This window comes from Streptomyces sp. NPDC104313, from assembly GCF_055583985.1.
In genome coordinates, this window is the sequence record NZ_JBVJMW010000033.1 from 1 (window position 1) to 18011 (window position 18011).

The following is an 18011-nucleotide window of genomic DNA, read 5'->3' on the forward strand; positions in this document are numbered from 1 at the left end:
GGCCCAGCCGAAATTCCGGAATTCGCGGAGCGAATCCGAATTCCCATCCAGAATGCCGCGAGCGGCATCCCTAAAGCCGCTTCGCGACTTTTTCTGTGGCTTATCACCTCTCTTATCGACGCCTTCCAGCCCAATTACTCGCGCTTCGCGCTTCGCTGAATTCAATTCACATTCCCGACCATCAGAGCCCTTTATGGGCTTCCGCTAGAATTGTTTTTCAACTCATTCCAACACCTATTCCAGCACTCCCTGAAACTGTTTTCCAGCGACGCCGGGAAGGCTATTGCCTGAATTCCATGCCCCTGTTTTCCCTCCATTTGAAGTGCATCAGCTCTGAATCCCTATGTAATGTTGGCGGTTTTACGGGACACCCCCGGACGCTTTGGACACAGAAAAGCCCCCTCCGGAGAGGGGGCCGTTTCTGTGTCTCCGCAGGTCAGACAGCGTCTCCCTGCTCTGCCTCGTTCTCGCTTTCTTCGCGCTTCTTGACGCCGCGCTGTTCGTAATAGGTGACGAGCTGGGCCAGCGTGAACTTCTCGTCGCGGCCCTCACCGATACCGGTGGGGAATCCGTTGTTCACTCCCTTGTCGCGGCGAGACTTGTGGGTGCGGATCAGGCCCGCCTCGATGTCGTAGCCACGGGCCTGCATCTCGCGGGCGATCTCGGCCACGCTGAGGAGCACGGGGGCCGCCAGCGGGTCCTGGGAGCCCTCTCCGCCGGCCTGCCCGGGGATGAGCCGCAGCCTGTCACGCTGGGGCGTCACACCGGGCGTCACGTCGCTGGGGTGCGTGACACCGCGACCTGCGGTTTCTTCGCCCAGACCCCCCTCTGAGGCCCCGTTCGGGCTGTTGGGGTCCGCGTCACGTGACAGGGGCTCCAGGCGGTCCTGGAGCAGCCGCGGGATGCCTCGGGGGCTGTTGGCCGGCGGGGCGGTGTAGAGGCCGTGGTCGCTCCACCCGTGACGCTCGCGCAGCTCCTTGTAGAGCTTGTTGTAGAGGTCCTTGGCCTCATCTTCGGTGGCACCGCGCTTTTCCATCTCCCCTTCCTCGTTCTCCTCTTCGAGGAACAGGTAGGGGGTCTGGTATGAGAAAGGAACGCCATCGGTCACGGTGACCATTCGGCCCGGCTTACGGACGCTCGGCGGCATAACATTCTTGGGCAGTCCGGTAATGCGCTCCCACTGGTGAGGGTCATAACTTCCGAGCACCTTGAACGGGAAAAGCGGGCGGAGGGACTGGCCGCTGAATTCGTTGTCCTTGAAGTCCTGGAATACGGCCAGCAGGTGAACATTCGCCGCGCGTCCGAATCGGAGAATGCGGGCAACCGCCTCTTCCCAAATCGGATCGGCGGCGGGGTCCTTGTCTTCACCCTTCTTGGTGCGAATCTTGTTCCACACGTTCCGGAGAATTCCAGCGAGTTCGTTGCACTCCTCCAGGAACACGTAGAGCGGGTCAAACTCCTTCGCGGTTCCCTTCTCGATCTCGTAAAAGCGGGCCATCACGACGTCGGCCACCCAGTAAAGAACGTTGCGCATATCGCGGCCGTTCTCGGGGTCCTTGTAGAGGAATACGCCGGGCACGCCTTCCAGCGGTGCGAGGCTGATGAGCTTCGGGTCCACGCCAACGATGGTTCCGCGCTTCATGACCATCTGGACAGCCAGCCACTGGAGCGTCGTGGACTTTCCGCCACCGGAGCCGACCGAGTAGGCCCAGTGGGAAACTTCGCCCGCCATTCGGCGGACGACCAGCTTGTTGTGCTCGTCCGCACCCAGGAGGAAATCCTCCGGAGCCAGATTGGCCAGGGCCTCCTGGACGCGCGGCTCCGCGATGTCCACGGCCTTCGGCGGCGCGGGCGCGGGGGCCGGCGGCTTCGGCGGCGGCTTGTGGGTGTAGACGGCGGTGGGGTGCTCGCCCCGGAAGCTGAACCGCCCGACCCACTCCCCCGGGAGCCGGGAGTTCAGGAGCGAGGTCATCGACTCCTTCTCCAGGTCGGAGCCGCGGAACGTCCAGGGCAGGCGGACCACGATGCGCGCGCCCTCGTCGCCCAGGCGCTCGGGGAGCTTGAGCCAGTTCTCGCGCGGCTCGTCATCGGGCAGGTCCAGGTCGTCGCGGAGGACGACCCAGAGCTTCGGGCCGTAGACGACGTCGTCGCCGGGCTCGGTCGGCACCATCTTGGGCAGGAGCGCGCCCAGGGCGGCGGTGGCGAGCACGGCCACCAGGGCAGCCCAGACGTCCCAGGCCGGGACGACGGAGAACACCACGAGGGCGGTGACGATGACGCGGGTCAGGGCCCTGGCGGCGTACGGCCAGCAGCCCCAGTTCCGGAGCGTGCGGACCGTCGCCCGCCCGGCACGCCACCCCTTGGCGGTGATGCGGGCGGCCCAGAGAACGGCCCGTACGGCGCGGTCGAGCCACCGGGCACCCCGGCCGCGGTAGGTCTTGAGCCAGGTAGCGGCCTTGCGGGCCCAGAGGCTGGGCGCGCGGCGGGGCTGCTTGATCAGGCTGACCTTGGGCGGGACGAAGGCGACGGAGGCCATGGAGGCGGCCGGGGCGGCGGTGGTGTCGCTGAGGCGCATCCCGGCGGACCAGGTCGTCGCGGTCGAGCGGGCGGGCCCCCGGAGCTCCCGGCCGCCGTAGAAGCGGGCCACGGCACGGGCGGTGCGGGCCAGGAAGGTGAGGAAGTTCCAGACGGCGAGGAACGGGGTCTTCCAGCTCCCGGGGGTGCGGGTCTTGGCGGGGCCGGCCTTCTTGCGCTTGCTGGCCTGTTCGCCCATCCAGCCGAGGAAGATCAGGAGGCCGAGGACACCGACGTCGCCGCCTGGGACGACGCTCGCGGCGGCGTCCCAGAGGAACGTGAACGCGTCTGCGAGCCAGCCGCCCTCCTGGGCGTCCGGCTCGGGTGGTGAGGCCGCGAGTGCGGCAGTCATGCTGTGCACGGGATTCCCCTTGGTGCTTGGGGGACCTGGCCGCCCGGCAGGCTGGTTCTCTGGCAGGAGTGGGGCCTGCCGGGCGGTGATCCCTCGATCATTTCGGGTGGGTCTGACACCGTGCGTCCTCTGGCCTGTGCGCAGATTTCGTACGGTCCCCTTCACCTGTGGACAGGTGTCGGGATCGGCCTCGGTGTGACACTCCGGCCGGCTTTTTTCGGATCTCTCATCTGGCCCAAGTCCGGCCGGGGGCTGTTTTGTGACACCCCCGGCCGGACTTTTTTCGGGGCTAGAGGTACTGGCCCGCGTGGGCGGCGTCGTCGGCGGACGTCTGCGCGGATGCCTCGCGGACGTACTTGTGGACCGTGGACTTCAGCGCCGGGTCGTCGGCGGCGCGGTTGTGGCGGGTGGCGATGGCGTCGATCACGGTGCGGACGTCCTGGACCCCGTCCGCGACCATGCCGAAGACGTCGGCGCGAATGCTGCGCTTCTGGGGCTTCTCGGTGCCGACGACCTTGAGATCCGGGCGGACACTTTCGGTCTCTTCCTGCTGGTCAGCGGTGGTCTGGTTCGGACGTCCGTGCGTATCCGTGTGGATGGTGGACTCCTGGGCTCGCGAGTTCATGGCGTCATCAGCGGATGCGGCGGGGAGGGCGGGCCGGGTGTCGGCGGACGCGGCGGGCAGCGCGGGGGCCGTGGTGAGTGCCGTACCGCCGAACATCCGCTCAAGGGCCGCGTTCGCGCCCGCGCCGATGCGGTCGCGCTGGATGTCCATCAGGTCCGCGCCGAGGCGGACGTCACCGCCGCCGACCTTCGCGGCGAGCGTCCACGCCTTCTTCTCGGACGCCTTGCGCTTCCGCGCGTCGGGGTGTCCGGCGGCGCGGGCCTGGTGGTAGGCGAGGTCCCGGACGATGGCGGCGGCTCGGGCCTCCGCCTCGATGTCGCGGCCCTCCTGGTGGATGACGACGCGGCGGGAGAGGAAGGCGACGCCTTCGGCGGCGGCGGTGATCGCCATGGGGGTCAGGGCGAAGACGATGGTCTGGCCCACACCTTCGGCGGCGGTCGCGCCCATCAGGGCGGCGGCGGCGGGCAGGGCCCAGAGGCCGACGCGGACCAGGAGCGGGGCGGACTGGCCCAGGAGCGTGGTGACCAGGAGGACCAGGGCGAGGACGGCGGTTGCGCCCTCACCGGCCGCGAGGGCACCGAGGGCGGTCTCGTCGCCGTACTTCTCGCCGAGGTTGCTGTAGGTCCCGATGCCACCGGCGACGCCGACCGCGAGCATCGGGACGACGGCGGCGACCAGGACGGTCTTCTGGATACGGGTCAGCTTCCGGAGCCGGGGGCCGGCCTCTTCGTGGCCCTCGGTCGGCTGGGGGGTGTCGTCGGTCTCGGTGTGGTTCGACATGGGGTGTCCTTCCGTGCTTGGTGACGTCGCGCCGTCTTGGGCTCGTGGCGTCATGAAATGAGTGCTGGCGCTGGTGAGGGCTACTTCTTGTCTTCTACGGCGGTCTGGGCGAGGCCCTTGAGCTTGGTGACGAGCCACCCGGCGGCGACGATCGCGCCCACGGTGGTCAGGCCGACCGGGACCGCGTTCGCGCCGATGGTGCCGATCAGGCCCATGAGGGTTCCTCCGGCGATGACGACCAGGCCGATGACGCAGCCGCACAGGACCACGGCGACGACCAGGAGGAGGATCACGTTGACCACCAGCTCGCGCTGGGCGGGCGACATTGAGGAGGTCTCGGGGAGCTGGACGACGATCTGCTGCGGCTGCTGGCCGATCGTGTAGTGGTACGGCACGCCGTCGCGGTACTCGACGGCCGGCGGGCGGTGGTGAGCGACCGGGGCGGCCTGGGTGGGGAACGGCTGCGGGAGGTGCCGCTGCTGCTGCTGGGGGATCTCGGGGTTCATGTCGGTTCCTCTCAGGCCGCGAGCGCGGTCGTCTGGTGGTCGGCGCATCCCGGGCAGCAGCCCAGGGACGTCGGGATGACGTAGGAGTAGGTGACCGCACAGAGCGGACAGGTCCGGCGGGCGCGCATCATCGCGGCGACGGCGCGCGCCCGGCCGGGGGTCATCGGCCTCACCGGGAGGGCGAGGTCGAGGCGGTAGAGGTACGCGGTCCGGATGGGCCGGGTGCGGGTGATCGGGTCGCAGCGGCCGTGCCAGAGGATCTGCGCGGCGACGGCCTGGCCGGCGGGGCGCAGGCCCTGGGCCCGGAGCTGGCGGCGGGTGGCCAGGCCCTCGGGGGCCAGGCGGCGCGGGAAGGTCGGGATGCCGTACGTTTCGCCGATCGGGTCGTAGAACTTCACTGCGTGTCACCTCCTCTGCTGGTCAGGTTGATGTGGTGGCGTCGTGGCGTGGTGAGTCCACGACGCCACCATGGGGGTAGGTCACTCACGCAACCGCAGGGACCTCACCGGTTCACTCACCACCGGCCCCCGGGTGCGGTCACAGATCGGAGACATCGGGGTCACCGCACTCACCACGCGGCGGGCGGTGAGTGCGGTGACCAGGGACGGCAGGCAGTAGGCCAGGGAGACCGCCAGGGCTCCGACAGCGGCCACGGCCAGGACCAGGAGCCCTGCGGAGAGCGGCATCCCGCCCTCAGTCACCAGACCGGCCAGCCCGGCGGCGACCAGGAGCGCGGCCAGCTCGGGGGTGCGGGCCATGGTCACCACCAGCCCTTGCGCTTGCCCGGCACGATCATCGACGGGGGGCACTTGCCGCCCATGTGCGAGACGCAGGCCGGGCAGTCCTCACGCGGACCGAGGTGCGCGTGCTGGGCCCGGGAGTCGTACGCGTGGAGCCAGCACTGCCGGCACTCGCCCGACGGCGGGTTCAAAGCCTTCTGGCTCGGCATCAGAGGCACCTCACCGACGGGTTCGTCATTCCGGCGACTGCTGCCGCCTCGTCCCCGGTCAGCTCCCGGTACGTCAGCTCAACCGCGAGCGCGCTGATCTGCGGCCAGAGGGCATCGACCTTGCGTTCAGCCGCGGCGCATACATTCCGCCAGGACAGCCCACCGGCCGGAGTCTGATCCAGAGCGAGCGGAACTCCGGCGGTGGCGAGGATCGCGATTGCCTGTTCCCGGTCGTGGTCCGCCGTTGCGCCCTGCGCTGTCTCTGCCGTGAGGCGGCCGGACTCCTTCAGGTGCCGCAGGTGGGCCAGCTCACCGGCCGCGCACTGTGCGGCGATGTCGCGGCAGAGAGCGGACTCGGCTTCCCACTCGGTGTTCCCAGCCGTGTTCCAACTGCCGTTCTCGATCTGCCAGGAGACGATCCCCGTGGTGATCACGTGGATGCCGTAGGCCATGCACAGGACCGCGTGACCGGCCTCGTGAAACGCAAGGCCCAGCCGCACGTCCTCCAGGGTGAGGTCGACCCTGAGCGGCACGAACGGCGTGCCTTCGTGGTCGACAACCCAGTCCGCGTGACGCGGTTCGAGGGTGGGGCTCATCATCAGAACCACCCCGACTTCTTCTTCTCGCGGCGGGCGGCGGCCTGGTCGGTGAGCAGCTGCTGGCGCTCGGCCTCCAGGACGCGGAGGTCGGCGGCGGCCTCCTCCTCGGCCCGGTTCCAGATGCGCCCGGCGGCCCGCTCGGCGACCGGGGCCGTCTTACCGCGGACCGCCTTCGCCACGCCGATGCCGACGAGCCCGGCCATCTTGGCCTGGTCCCCGGCCCGGAGGCTGGACTGCTCCTGGTTGCGGATGCCGTTCAGTCGGTTCTGCGCCGCCGCGATCTCGCGATCGATCTTCGCCATGATGGTCAGCCCCTCTTCGGGTAGGTGTGGCCGGCAGGCGGGTACGGCTCGCCGGAGAGAGTCACGGAGGCGTCGAGGACCACCTCCTCGAACTGGGTGAGCGGGGTCTCGGGGTCGTCGCCCCGGCGCTGCTCGTAGGCGGCCTCCAGGCCGTCCAGGAGCAGAGTCGTGCGGGCGGCGTCGTCGGCGGCGGTCTCGCGGCGGCGGAAGATGCTCATCGTCAGCAGCCCCCGCACGAACCCGCGTCGGTGTCCGCGACGTACCAGGCCCCGCAGCGCGGGCACTGCCACATGTGCCGCAGCACGGCGATCAGGCCGCGCATCAGGCGGCCCGCCCGAACCGGCGGTCGCGGTCCCGCGCGCTGTTGGCACCGCAGCAGGTCTCGCAGACCTCTCCGAGCCGCAGGTGACGGCGGTAGGCGCGGGGGGTGCCGCAGACGTAGTCACCGAGCGGCACGGTCACCAGCTCGGGGAACCACCGGCGGATGCGTTCCGCCGGCACCCGGAGCTGGGTGGAGATGGTGGTGGCGCTACGGCCGTTGGCGACGAGGATGCGAGCGGCCTCGTGGAGCTCCAGGCCGGTCATGCCCTCGGGCGCCCGGCCGTTCACGGCCCGCTCGATGGCGACGAGGTCGAGCTGACCGCGCGTCGGCGCGGTTCGTACGACCTGGATGAAGTCCTTACGATCAGACACAGGATCGGTCCCTTCTGTGTGGCAGTCGGGTCGGTCTAGGCCCTGGTTCGGAGGTGAGATACCGAACTGGGGCCGTTTGCGTGGCAACACCAGAAAACTTGAGTACCAAAGTCGCCCGCCACCAGAACGTAAGGGTTGTGCACGTCACAGTCAAGTCTTGGGTACCTAAATCAACCCGCGCGCCGACTTGTGTACCAAACTCGATGATCGGTGTACTCTTCTGCGCATGACCACACGACCTCGCCGAACAACCGCCCGAGCAATCGCAGATGACTTGCGAGCACAGATCCGGGACGGTTCCCTCGCCCCTGGTCAGGCACTGCCGACCAGCCGCGAACTCGCAGAGCTGTATGGGGTGACGTACAAGACGGTCGGCTCAGGGATCGACGTACTCAAGGCCGAGGGCCTGGTCGTAGGCGAGCAAGGCGGACGCCGTCGTGTCCGGTCAGACCGCGCGATCGTCTGGAACTTGACCGCATTCGAGCGAGGTACCCGGCGCGACTCCGCAGCCGGTGACGACTGGTCCACCGCCATCAGGGACGCAGGCCGGGACCCCGCTCAACACGTCACGGTGAACCACGGGACCGCAGATGACCGCATCTCCCACTGGCTGAACATCGAGCCTGGGTCTCCTGTCGTTCACCGCGTACGGCTGCGGACCATCGACGGAGAGCCCTACCAGCTGGCAACGAGCACGTTCCCGCTGGACGTGGCCGAAGGCTCGCCCCTCATGGAAGAGCGCGACGTCTCCCTTCCTGGAGGGATTCTGGCCAGCATCGGGCATCCGCAGGTTCGCGTCCGGGACGAGATCACCATTCGGATGCCTCGCCCCGAGGAGTCCGAGGCTTTGAAGCTGCCCCCGGGTACCCCCGTCGCAGAGCACGTCCGCATCGGGTACGGCGACTCACGGCCCGTGCGGGTCATGGTCACCATCGCCCCTGGCGACCGGCACAAGCTGGTCTACGAGATGGAGGTCTGATGTTCACGATCAAGCCCGCCAGCACCGCAGACATCCCCGCTCTCATGTCCCTGCGCACAGAGGCTGAGACGTGGCTGAGGGCCAGGGGTTCCGATCAGTGGTCGGACCGTGAGGCCGGAGCCCGTGCCATCGCGAAGTGGCACTCGGCCATCGATGAGGGGCGTACCTGGCTGATCACAGACGCTGATGACCGCACGCTCGGAACAGTCAGCCGCGGCCCTGTGGACCGGGATTTCTGGACCGAAGGCGACGCCCCGGAATCGGCCCTCTACCTCTACAAACTGATGGTCAGCCGCAGCTCTGCGGGTCTGGGGATCGGGAGTCTGGCCCTTGACTGGGCCGGAAGGATCGCGGCCCTGGAAGGGCGGCGCTGGGTCCGGATCGACTGCTGGCGCACCGCGCGGGGACTCCAGGACTACTACGAAGCCCTCGGGTTCAGCCACGTACGAACAGAAGCCCCGAGCCACCGCCGATCAGGGTGGCTCGGGCAAAGGCCGGCATCGCTGGTTCTGAACCAGCAGTCGCTACGGCCGTTGGTGTCCCCACTGCCCGTAGAGGTGTCCTCATCAGGGCGTAAGCTTCCGAACCACAACTGAAGATCCATAAACGCAAAAATGCCGCGAGCCCCAATCCGGGCTCTGAATGAGGGTTCGAAGCCTCAGACAGAGTCGAAGTCCCGGAAGAAGGGCTCACGGCGACCACAAACAAGGTCTGCTGCCGAGTGTAAGCCAGGGGCAGGGAGATTTCTCCCCCACCTCGTTGACGTCGCGACGTCACCCTCGGTCGTGGGCCGTGATGAAAGGCGACGTCGCGTGACCCACCCGAACCCGCAGACACTGGAGTCTGCGGAAGAAGTCCCCAGGCAGAGCCGGGGCAAGAAGGGCACAGTCTCCAACCTGGAGCGCAGCGGTCACCCGGCCGGGTGCCGCCCGATCGCGGGCATGAAGCGCGGCTGGTACTACCGGTCCGCCGACCGCATGATCATGCACCGCCAGAACGCCGAGGACGACCTGCTGCCGATCGGCCAGGTACCGAAGATCACGGCGCAGATCGTTCACCTCACCGACGACGGCGAGGACATCCGGTCCGAGTACCTGGCCATCGGGAAGCGGCAGCGGCGGGCCCGGATCCTCACCGAGGACGAGCTGGACCGTGGGACGTGGGCCGCGAAGATGGGGATGCGGCGGCCCACTGGGAACGACGAGCGGCACGCGTTCGCGAAGCTGATCCGCGAGGAGGGCGACGCGGCCCCGGTCACGTCGGCCCGGACCTACTACAACGACGACGGGGACCTTGTCTTCCCGGCCGCCGACGCTCAGACCCTCGGGTACCGGGTGCTGCGGGGCGAGGAACAGGGCGCGCGTGAGGCGTGGGACGAGATCGGCGCGTGGATGAGCATGGACGGCAAGTCCGCCCTCGTCGCGGGCGGGTACTTCGCCGGGCCCGTGCTGGACACACTCGACATGCTCGCGCACATGATCTCGGTCCACGGACCCGGCCAGCAGGGGAAGTCCACGATCCTGGTCGTGTGTGCCTCCTGCTACGGGGACATCAAGCCGCGGCGGCAGTCGCTCTGGATGACGTGGAACGCCTCGAAGCAGGGCATCACCCAGTCCCTCCGGCAGCGCGGCTACCTGCCCGTCGCCCTGGACGAGCACAGCTCCAGCGGCCGGACCATCAAGGAGTCGTCCCGCGAGATCAGCCAGATGGTCGCCGGAGCTATCCGGGCCATGGGCACCGCCGACGGCTCCCCCCGGGAATCTGACGGCTTCTGGCACTCCGTCATCCTCTCCAGCTCCAACGAACCCTTGAAGCACGAGGGGCAGACCGAGGACCTGGCCTCTCGGCTCCAGGAGTTCAAGGCCCCGTTCTTCCCCAACGCCATGGTCGATGCGGACGGCGCGCCGGCAGAAGCCGGGCACCGGGGAGCCGAGCACATCAGCAAGCGCCTGAAGCGGCTCGCGAAGGACCACGGCGGATGGCCCGTGGAGTGGGCCGAGCGCAAGGGCATGTACCGGGCTGAGAACCTGGCACAGCTCCGCAAGTTGCACCTTGAGCTGTGCGCGAAGTACCGGCCCGCTCAGGGCGGCATCGCCGCGACAATCGCTGAGCTGCACATGGCTTGGGTCGTCGGCGCCCACATGCTCGGGCAGGCCATCGGCATTCCAGGCCTGGGTGCGGTCGCGGAGACCGAAGCAGCTGCACGACTGGCCGAGGCCATCGAGATCAGCGCCGAGGCCAACATCCCGGACTGCGAACGGCTGTGGAACGCACTAGACGCACTCCGCATCGAGGCGTCCGCCTTCCCGGAGATGGACCGGCTCCCGACCGTGGCCGAGGAGGGGTTCCGGAAGCTGCGCGGTTTCACCAACTCCGAGGCTGGCGAGTGGTGGGTCATCAACCCGGTCGTCCAGGAAGCCGCCGCGCAAGCCGGCATCGACAACGTCTCAGCCGCCCTGCGCGCTCTGGACGACCTTGGAGTCCACATCCGAGGTGTGGGCAAGCACGCACAGCGGCAGCTTCCCAAGGCTCTGCGGGGCCAGGGACTGGGCATCCGGATGCACTGCTTCAGCACACGGGTAGCCGGTGAAGTCTTCGCCTCTGACGAGGAGCCCGAGGACGGCTCGGGAAGTGGCTCTCAGCAAGGCCACGGATCTGAGTTCCCGAGCGGGAACCACCCCCGGAACCACCCCGGAACCACCGAGGTGGTTCCGCAAAACGAGGCTCTGACCAGCACCGGAACCACCGGAACCACCGGAACCACCCTTGAGCTGTTCGACTTCTCTAAGAAGGAGGGAACCACCCTCAGGGACGACTCAGGATCACTAGGGGTTGAAGAGGCCACGGGCTCTCGGGCTCATGACGTCACGAGCCTTCCGCCGGTGCCCGTGGAGCCGCCTGCGGCGGTGTTCCCGGCCGCCCGGATGTACGAGACCGGTGACGACCGGCTGGACAAGGAGTGGCTGCGGCTGGAGGCGAAGGCGAAGGGCCGCACGCGCGGCGCTCTCGCCTTCGGTGTGCTCGGTGACGGGTGGCTGCACCTTGCCAACCACGAGCCCGTCGCCGTGGCGCTGCCCCAGAACGTGGACCAGGTCCCGGACCTGATGGCCGCGTATGGGCTGCGGACCCTGTGGGTCCACAAGTCCGCCGCGCTGGCCATGGGCCTGCCGTCGTACGACGAGCGGATGCCCGAGGAGCTGGAGGACTACAAGGGTCCGCAGGGTCCGACCCCGCACCCGTGGGCGACTCCCCGGCCCGGGTCGGACCTGGTGGTCCAGGGCGAGGGTCTGTCGTCCTGGATGACGCTCAAGACGCGGGGCGGCGAGGGTGAGCGGCTGTCGGTGTCGCTGCCGCTCTACGACGACCGGTTCGACCGGTCCGACGAGCCCGGCCGGGGCGGATTCGGCGCAGCCGCGACCCCGGACGTCCTCCTGGACTCGTACATGGTCTACCTGCTGTCCACGCTCCACGGACCGGCCGAGAGCCCGCAGGTGATCCCGTACTACCTGAGCCCGAACGTCACCGCGAAGGACTTCACCGGCAACGCGGCCAGCAGCGTCGTCTCCCAGATGGTGAGGGCCCGCCAGGTCCCGCCGGTCGAGGCGAAGATCAAGCCGCTGGTCTCGATGCAGTGGACCCGGCCGGTCGAGGAGATCACCGACGAGGAGCGCAAGCGGGCCTGGATTCACCAGTACGACAAGAACGCGGCCTGGCTGGCGGCGTTCGGCTCGGTGTGGCTCGGTGTCGGTGACCCGACCCACTACCCCGAGGGCCGGACGTACGCGAAGAACAAGGCCGGATACTGGCGCGTCCGGGAGCTCCCGGGCCTCGCCCTGGAGGGCCTGCCGGAACTGAACATCGAACCGGCCGAGGAGGGCGGGTACTGGCTGCGGTCCCCGGGCGTGGACCTGCTGGCCGAGATGTGCGAGGGCTGGACCCCCGACGTCCTGGAAGCGTGGGTCTGGGAGAACAGCAAGCGGGCCCTGTACGGCATGTACGACAAGCTCCGGCTGTCCCGCGAGCGCATCCTCGCCAGTGCCCAGGAGGGCCGCCCCGGGGCCCGGTACGCCAAGCAGGTGTCCGGGATGCTCTACCAATCGTTCCGCGGCTACCTCAGCCGCCGCGAGCCGAAGAAGGACCGGGCCACGGGCCTGCCGTACGAGAAGGACATCTTCTGGCGGCAGGACTGGGCCCAGATGATCCTGGACCTCGCGCTCGCCAACACCTACCGCAATCTGCGGGCCCACGCGGCAAGCGGGCACCACCCGCTCAGCCTGCGGGTGGACGCGGTGACGTACGCGTCGGACAACCCGGACCCGATCACGGCGAAGCCGGAGGCCATGCAGCTCGGTACGGGCGGCGGGCAGTGGAAGCCCGAGTACAGCGTCCCGGCCGCTGACCTCCTGCCGATCCTGGACCAGGTCAAGAAGATGTCGAAGGCCATGCACCTCTACAACTCGAAGCAGGAGGGCGAGAGCTGATGGGAATGTTCGGGCGCCTCTTCGGGCGGGGCAAGGACAAGGAGCCCGAGGGCCAGGGCCAGGAGGCCGGGCCGTCTCCGGCCGAGCAGCCGCCGGCCCCGGCACCGGCAGCACCCGAAGCACCGGCCGCCGCTGCTGAGAAGCCGAAGAAGCGCGGGCTGTTCGGCCGGGTGAAGGACAAGCTGCGGGGCAAGGGCAAGGCCAAGAAGAAGGAGGGCCCGGCCGAGGAGGCACCGCCCGCAGCACCCCCGAGCCCGCCCTCGCCGCCGTCGCCTCCGTCCGCCGGGGGCGGGACCGGTGGCGGTGAGGGCGGCGGCGAGGAGGGCGAGGGTGAAGCCGAGGGCGAGGAGGAGCCGGACCCGTACGCGGACGCTCCGTCCTCGCTGCACGTCCGGATTCCCGGCACCTGGAAGACGAGCAAGCGCAAGTGGCTCGGTGTCGTGGAGGGCACCCTCCACGGCGACCAGGTCGTGAAGTTCCTCAAGGCCATGGACCACGGCAGCAAGAAGGACAGGGACGAGGTCGTCCAGATGGTCTGCGACGACTTCGGCGACGGGTCGTTCGGCTCAGGCGTGGACGTCCCGGACTCCTCGTACAGCAACCCGATGTACTGACCCTCTCTCCGGGCCGGGGTCACACCGTGTTCGGTGCGCCCCGGCCCGGACCATTCATGACGTCACGAGTCCACTAGCCCACGAGTCCATCACTCATTCGGGTATCCAGTCCCTGCAAGGGATCGGGCCGGTACAGAATGAGCCCGACCACCCTCGACCAAGGAGACCCATGCACCCGAACCCCTTTGACGACATGGCAGCCGCCCAGCACCCGCTCGGCATCGCGATGCAGATCGCAGGCGTCACCCTCGACCTGCGGGAGACCCTGGAGGCCTACGGCGGGACAGCCGAGCGCGCCGCCATCGTCGGCACCCTGCGGCGGCGCTGGGCCGAAGCCGAGCCCGAGGCCCGCGCCGCACTGCTGCTGAACTTCGCCTGGGCGTCCCGCGAAGCAGAGATGACGTTCGCGGACGACCACGCCGCGCTGTACGCCTCCGACTTCCACCAGTACGCAGCAGCCTTCCAAGGCGACTCCGAGGCGTTCCACGGTCCGCAGTTCCCCTCGATGCCGTTGCCCGGACAGGCCGGCGCTCTAGCGTCCTCGCTCGGTTTCGACCGCGAGGACACCGACATCTCCCTCAAGACCGTGCTGCTGCTGATGGAGCCCGTCTACCGCAACTCCCAGTAGCTCCCCCTGGCTGATCCCGAGGGCCCCCGCCGACGTCGGCGGGGGCCCTCCTCCTTGTCGCGCGCCCCTGTCCAGCCGGGTGCCTGTCGTTCCGTGTGAGCAGCCCTGGAGAGGCGAATCCCGTGGTTCTCCGGGACACGACAGGAGGGCGCGACAGGGGCCGTTTTTGGGCAGTTCCCGTGTGGAACGACCCCCCGGAACGACCCGGAACGACCCCTGGTCGTTCCGCTAAAGGTGCCTCTGACCTGGTGCGGAACGACCGGAACGACCGGAACGACCCCTGGCGGCGACCGTGTACGTGTAGAGACGTACGCAGCGGGGCCGTGAGCGGCCTTTCGTGAAGGCCCGGCCCCGTGAGGTCGTGGCGTCACAAACCAAGCTCTACGCTGCCCGAGACACTCACGAAGGAGGACCGATGGCGCGACGTGTAGCGATCGGGAACAACAAGGGCGGGGCCAAGAAGTCCACGCACACCGTGCGCCTGGCCGAAGCTCTCGCGAAGGCTGGCAAGCGGGTCGGTGTTGCCGAGATGGACCCGCAAGGCAACGCGTCCCGGCGGCTCGGATGGCAGGACGACCCGAGCAAGCTGACGACGTCCGAGGCGATCGAGGCGAACGCCGAGGGCGTGGCTGCCCAGGTCTGGCAGCCGATCGGCTGGCGGACGGAGTTCGCTGACCGCATCACACTTCTGCCCGCCCGCCACACGCTGGAGGACCGCTCGCTGGAGGCCGGGCAGCGAGGGGCCTACCGGCGGTTCGCCAAGGCTCTCAAGGGCGCAGACGACCACCTGGACTACCTCCTGATCGACTGCCAGCCCTCGTTCGGCCACCTGACCCAGATGGCGCTGGCAGCGGCCCACTACGCCGTGGCGTCCACCGAGTGCGAGCACGACTCCATCGGAGGAGCCGTGAAGTACCGCGATTTCGTCGCGGCCTCCGGTGAAGATCTCGCCAATCCCGATCTCGCGTTCCTCGGCATCATCGTGGGGGAGTACGACCAGCGGGTCGGCGGGCAGCGCGACCAGCTCAAGGGCGTCCGTCAGATCTTCGGAGACGACCTCTGGGCGGTGATCCCTCAGCGGTCCGTCGTCGCCTACGCGGACGAACACGGCCTGCCCCTGGAACAGGTCCCCAGGAGCGGAGCATCACGCGCCGCATTCGAGCTGCTGGCCGAACGATTCATGAAAGAGGTGCCCGCGTGAACGCGCGGAAGGAACCGAACATCCCGCCATCGACGTCCCCTCTCGCTCAGCCTGTCCTCACGCCGAAGCTGGACCGGCTACGTGTCGGGGAGAACAGCCAGGACCAGAGGCAGGACGAGAAGCACGACCAGGAGCAGCTTGCCGACCAGGAGCAGCCTGCCGCACGGCGGAAGTCCCCGCCGGGGCGAAGCCGCGGGGGCCGGCGCCCGCCGCCCGCCGCCGCTGACGCGGTCCCCACGACCGTGCGTTTCGCCCCCGAGGAGTCCTCGCGGATCGACCGGTTCGTCCTGGAGCTGCGGGACGACGCCGGGCGCCGGGCACTGGACAAGGCCGAGGTCGTGCGGGAGCTGATCCGGATGGGCATGGAGCACGAGCCGACTCGCAAGGCGCTGCTGCGGCGGCTGCGGTGAGCCACCTCTCGCGGTCGGGCAGAGAAACCGCGAAGGCGTACGACGCGGACCACCCCGTCCTCTTCTTCGAGGACATCGAAGGGTTCTTCAAGTGCCTCACCTGCGACTGGCGGGCCTGCAAGACCTGCCGGAGACGGCATGGAGTGCAAGGCGAGTACTGCGACACCTGCTGTCCTCCCAGTAGGTAGCAGGGCCTCTGCAACAGTGACTGCAACAGGGCCGCAACGCTTCCAGCGTTGCGGCCCTGACCTGCGTAAAGGGTCGTGCTACATGGCCCGTGCCACTTGTTGCAGCAGGACTGTTGGTGACGTCATGAGGCCACGAACCCACGAGTTCACCAAACCCTCTTGACGAGGGGTACGAACCTTCGTACCTTAGAGATGTGGGTACGAACCTTCGTACCCCTTCCTACATCAGGAGAATCATGACCGCCCAGACCCCGAACCCGAGCTTCCGCAGCGGCCCCGACGCGATCCGCGGCGGCCTGGACATCACCATCAGCCTGACCCCCGGAGAGGCCAAGGCCCTGGGCGCCGAGGCCGCAACGCTGGCCGACTGGTTCGACACTGCACTGTGGGCGCTGAGCCTGCTGCGGACCGGCACCAACGAACGGGGCTGGGAGCCTCGCGACGTCACCCCGGAGACCCTGTACACCGTCATCAACGACATCGACCACCGCCTCCTGCCCCGGCTCCAGGGCGTGCGGGACGCGGCCGTCCGTCACCACCAGGAGCTGGGGGGCAGCCTCGGAGACCTGGCCCTGGCCATGGACGTGGCCAAGAGCACCGCGCAGTCGCGGCGCAACGCCGTGATGAACCGCCCGGAGCCGACCCTGTGGGAGCGCTGGGCGACCGCTGGCGGCCCGGAGCGCGAGCACTGCGGGGCCTGCGGGCACCCGCACCGGCCGTCCGACCCGATCGTCACCACCGCCGACGACGACGGGTTCCGCATCCACCGGAGCCACGTCACGACACCCGGTGACGGCTTCTTCGGCACCCCGACCGACGACGGAGTCACCCCGTACACGACGGGCACCCCGGTGGCCGGCGGATTCGTCATCGGCCAGAGGCTCCGCATCACCGGCGTCTCCGGGCCCTTGGCCGACCGCACCGACCTGATCGGCAAGGTCCGCGAAGTGACGGCCGAAGCCCGGGACGGCTCCATCAACCTGCGCGGCCTCAGCGGCAAGCCCCGGTCCGAGGAAGTCTTTGCCGACGTCCTCGGGTTCCTCGTGACCGAGCTGGAGCCCGCCGACGACGAAACGGCCACCGAGCCCGCCCGCGACTGACACAGCCGGGGCGGCCGTCCACTGCCAGGCGCACGGCCGCCCCGTCCTCCCGACCCGTCACCAGACCAGGAGAGAACCATCATGACCGACACCACCGCCCTGTTCGCCGCCGTGTTCATCGCCCTCTACATCGGACACACCGTCGGGGACCACTGGGTCCAGTCCTCCTGCCAGGCCGCCACCAAGGGACTGCCCGGCTGGTCCGGCCGCCTTGCCTGCGGTCGGCACGTCCTGGGCCTCATGCTCACCAAGGCCGCCGTCCTCGCCCCCGTCGCCCTGGTCCTCGGACTGTCCATCACCGCCCTGGGCCTGGTGGCCGGCCTCTCCGTGGACGCCGCCTCGCACTACTGGGCCGACCGGCGCACGACGCTGGCGAAACTGGCCGCCACCTGCGGAAAGGGCGAGTTCTACAGCCTGGGAACCCCCGCCCACCCCGCCCACCCGGTAACCGCCGGGGGGAAGCCTGCCGCCACTCTCGGGACCGGGGCCTACGCGCTCGATCAGAGCTGGCACATGCTGTGGCTCGGAATTGCCGCACTCATCATCGCGGCACTCTAAACGGCCCCGAATTCCCCCCGCCGCCCTTACGGGCAGCGGGGGGAATTCGCGTTTCCGTACCACCCCATAGCCACCAAGAGCAACCAGAGCGGCTCAACTTATGACAAAAAACGCCCTGACCTGCGGTTTCTAGCGAAACCTCACCGCCGAGTCGGGGACGAAAAACTACACAAAGCGACAGTCCGTGAATTGAATTACCGTCCAGACGAAAGGCTAAAGGAATTCAACCGAGCCTCTTTAAAGACGTGCAATTCCTCCGGAATTGCCGCCCGCTCGAATTTGCTTTTCTCGAATTTGCGCCTAGACGTCCAATCGAATGAAAGGGAAATCAAGCGCTCCGCGCCTTCCCATTCGACCTACGGCCGAATACGAATTTCCGCTGCGCTGCAATTCGAGGGGCATTGCATTCGCTGCGCGAATACAATCCGGCCTATTCCATGGCGCTCCGCGCCCTGGAAAGCCCGGCTGGGCC

At 68.5% G+C, this 18011-nt stretch carries 19 protein-coding genes; 9 read left to right on the top strand and 10 right to left on the bottom strand.

Features of this window, described 5'->3' with window-relative positions; all coding sequences use genetic code 11:
• Window positions 1-436: 436 nt before the first annotated feature.
• The 10 genes from ACZ60Q_RS35755 to ACZ60Q_RS35800 form a co-directional block, all read right to left on the bottom strand.
• The gene (locus ACZ60Q_RS35755; RefSeq protein ID WP_469641753.1) at window positions 437-2926 is read right to left on the bottom strand and encodes a hypothetical protein; all 2490 of its coding nucleotides are present in this window, start codon (window positions 2924-2926) and stop codon (window positions 437-439) included.
• Window positions 2927-3215: 289 nt separating this feature from the next.
• On the bottom strand, window positions 3216-4331 hold the full coding sequence (locus tag ACZ60Q_RS35760; RefSeq protein WP_469641755.1) for a conjugal transfer protein: 1116 nt from the start codon (window positions 4329-4331) through the stop codon (window positions 3216-3218).
• 80 nt (window positions 4332-4411) lie between these two features.
• On the bottom strand, window positions 4412-4837 hold the full coding sequence (locus ACZ60Q_RS35765) for a hypothetical protein (protein WP_469641757.1): 426 nt from the start codon (window positions 4835-4837) through the stop codon (window positions 4412-4414).
• A gap of 11 nt (window positions 4838-4848) precedes the next feature.
• Window positions 4849-5235: an RRQRL motif-containing zinc-binding protein gene (locus ACZ60Q_RS35770; RefSeq protein ID WP_469641759.1), complete on the bottom strand. Its 387-nt coding sequence runs from the start codon at window positions 5233-5235 to the stop codon at window positions 4849-4851.
• Between the two features lie 81 nt (window positions 5236-5316).
• Entirely contained in the window at window positions 5317-5595 is a 279-nt protein-coding gene (locus ACZ60Q_RS35775; protein ID WP_469641761.1) for a hypothetical protein, read from the bottom strand.
• A 2-nt stretch (window positions 5596-5597) separates the two neighbouring features.
• Complete coding sequence (locus ACZ60Q_RS35780) at window positions 5598-5786, bottom strand: pRL2-8 (RefSeq protein ID WP_469641763.1); 189 nt, start codon at window positions 5784-5786, stop codon at window positions 5598-5600.
• Window positions 5786-6385, bottom strand: coding sequence for a hypothetical protein (locus ACZ60Q_RS35785; protein ID WP_469641765.1), 600 nt, complete (start codon window positions 6383-6385; stop codon window positions 5786-5788). Before ACZ60Q_RS35785 ends, ACZ60Q_RS35780 begins: the two co-directional genes overlap by 1 nt.
• Window positions 6385-6687 carry a hypothetical protein gene (locus tag ACZ60Q_RS35790; RefSeq protein WP_469641767.1) on the bottom strand — a complete coding sequence of 101 codons (303 nt, stop codon included), beginning with the start codon at window positions 6685-6687 and terminating at the stop codon, window positions 6385-6387. The genes ACZ60Q_RS35785 and ACZ60Q_RS35790 overlap by 1 nt, the downstream gene beginning before the upstream one ends.
• A 5-nt stretch (window positions 6688-6692) precedes the next feature.
• Window positions 6693-6905, bottom strand: coding sequence for a hypothetical protein (locus ACZ60Q_RS35795; protein WP_469641769.1), 213 nt, complete (start codon window positions 6903-6905; stop codon window positions 6693-6695).
• 103 nt (window positions 6906-7008) lie between these two features.
• Complete coding sequence (locus ACZ60Q_RS35800) at window positions 7009-7380, bottom strand: hypothetical protein (RefSeq protein ID WP_469641771.1); 372 nt, start codon at window positions 7378-7380, stop codon at window positions 7009-7011.
• A gap of 226 nt (window positions 7381-7606) precedes the next feature.
• Here ACZ60Q_RS35800 and ACZ60Q_RS35805 point away from each other — a divergent pair, with 226 nt between their 5' ends.
• From ACZ60Q_RS35805 to ACZ60Q_RS35845, 9 genes are all read left to right on the top strand, one after another.
• Complete coding sequence (locus tag ACZ60Q_RS35805; protein WP_469641773.1) at window positions 7607-8359, top strand: GntR family transcriptional regulator; 753 nt, start codon at window positions 7607-7609, stop codon at window positions 8357-8359.
• A complete protein-coding gene (locus tag ACZ60Q_RS35810; RefSeq protein ID WP_469641775.1) occupies window positions 8359-8955 on the top strand; it encodes a GNAT family N-acetyltransferase in 597 nt (198 codons plus the stop codon). Before ACZ60Q_RS35805 ends, ACZ60Q_RS35810 begins: the two co-directional genes overlap by 1 nt.
• Before the next feature lie 216 nt (window positions 8956-9171).
• Entirely contained in the window at window positions 9172-12840 is a 3669-nt protein-coding gene (locus ACZ60Q_RS35815) for a DUF927 domain-containing protein (RefSeq protein ID WP_469641777.1), read from the top strand.
• The gene (locus ACZ60Q_RS35820; RefSeq protein WP_469641778.1) at window positions 12840-13454 is read left to right on the top strand and encodes a hypothetical protein; all 615 of its coding nucleotides are present in this window, start codon (window positions 12840-12842) and stop codon (window positions 13452-13454) included. The genes ACZ60Q_RS35815 and ACZ60Q_RS35820 overlap by 1 nt, the downstream gene beginning before the upstream one ends.
• 169 nt (window positions 13455-13623) lie before the next feature.
• Window positions 13624-14082: a hypothetical protein gene (locus tag ACZ60Q_RS35825; RefSeq protein WP_469641780.1), complete on the top strand. Its 459-nt coding sequence runs from the start codon at window positions 13624-13626 to the stop codon at window positions 14080-14082.
• A gap of 415 nt (window positions 14083-14497) precedes the next feature.
• On the top strand, window positions 14498-15283 hold the full coding sequence (locus tag ACZ60Q_RS35830) for a ParA family protein (protein ID WP_469641782.1): 786 nt from the start codon (window positions 14498-14500) through the stop codon (window positions 15281-15283).
• Window positions 15280-15693, top strand: coding sequence for a hypothetical protein (locus ACZ60Q_RS35835; RefSeq protein WP_469641784.1), 414 nt, complete (start codon window positions 15280-15282; stop codon window positions 15691-15693). The genes ACZ60Q_RS35830 and ACZ60Q_RS35835 overlap by 4 nt, the downstream gene beginning before the upstream one ends.
• Before the next feature lie 424 nt (window positions 15694-16117).
• Window positions 16118-16981: a hypothetical protein gene (locus tag ACZ60Q_RS35840; RefSeq protein WP_469641786.1), complete on the top strand. Its 864-nt coding sequence runs from the start codon at window positions 16118-16120 to the stop codon at window positions 16979-16981.
• 81 nt (window positions 16982-17062) lie between these two features.
• Window positions 17063-17539: a transcriptional regulator gene (locus ACZ60Q_RS35845; protein WP_469641788.1), complete on the top strand. Its 477-nt coding sequence runs from the start codon at window positions 17063-17065 to the stop codon at window positions 17537-17539.
• Window positions 17540-18011: the final 472 nt, after the last annotated feature.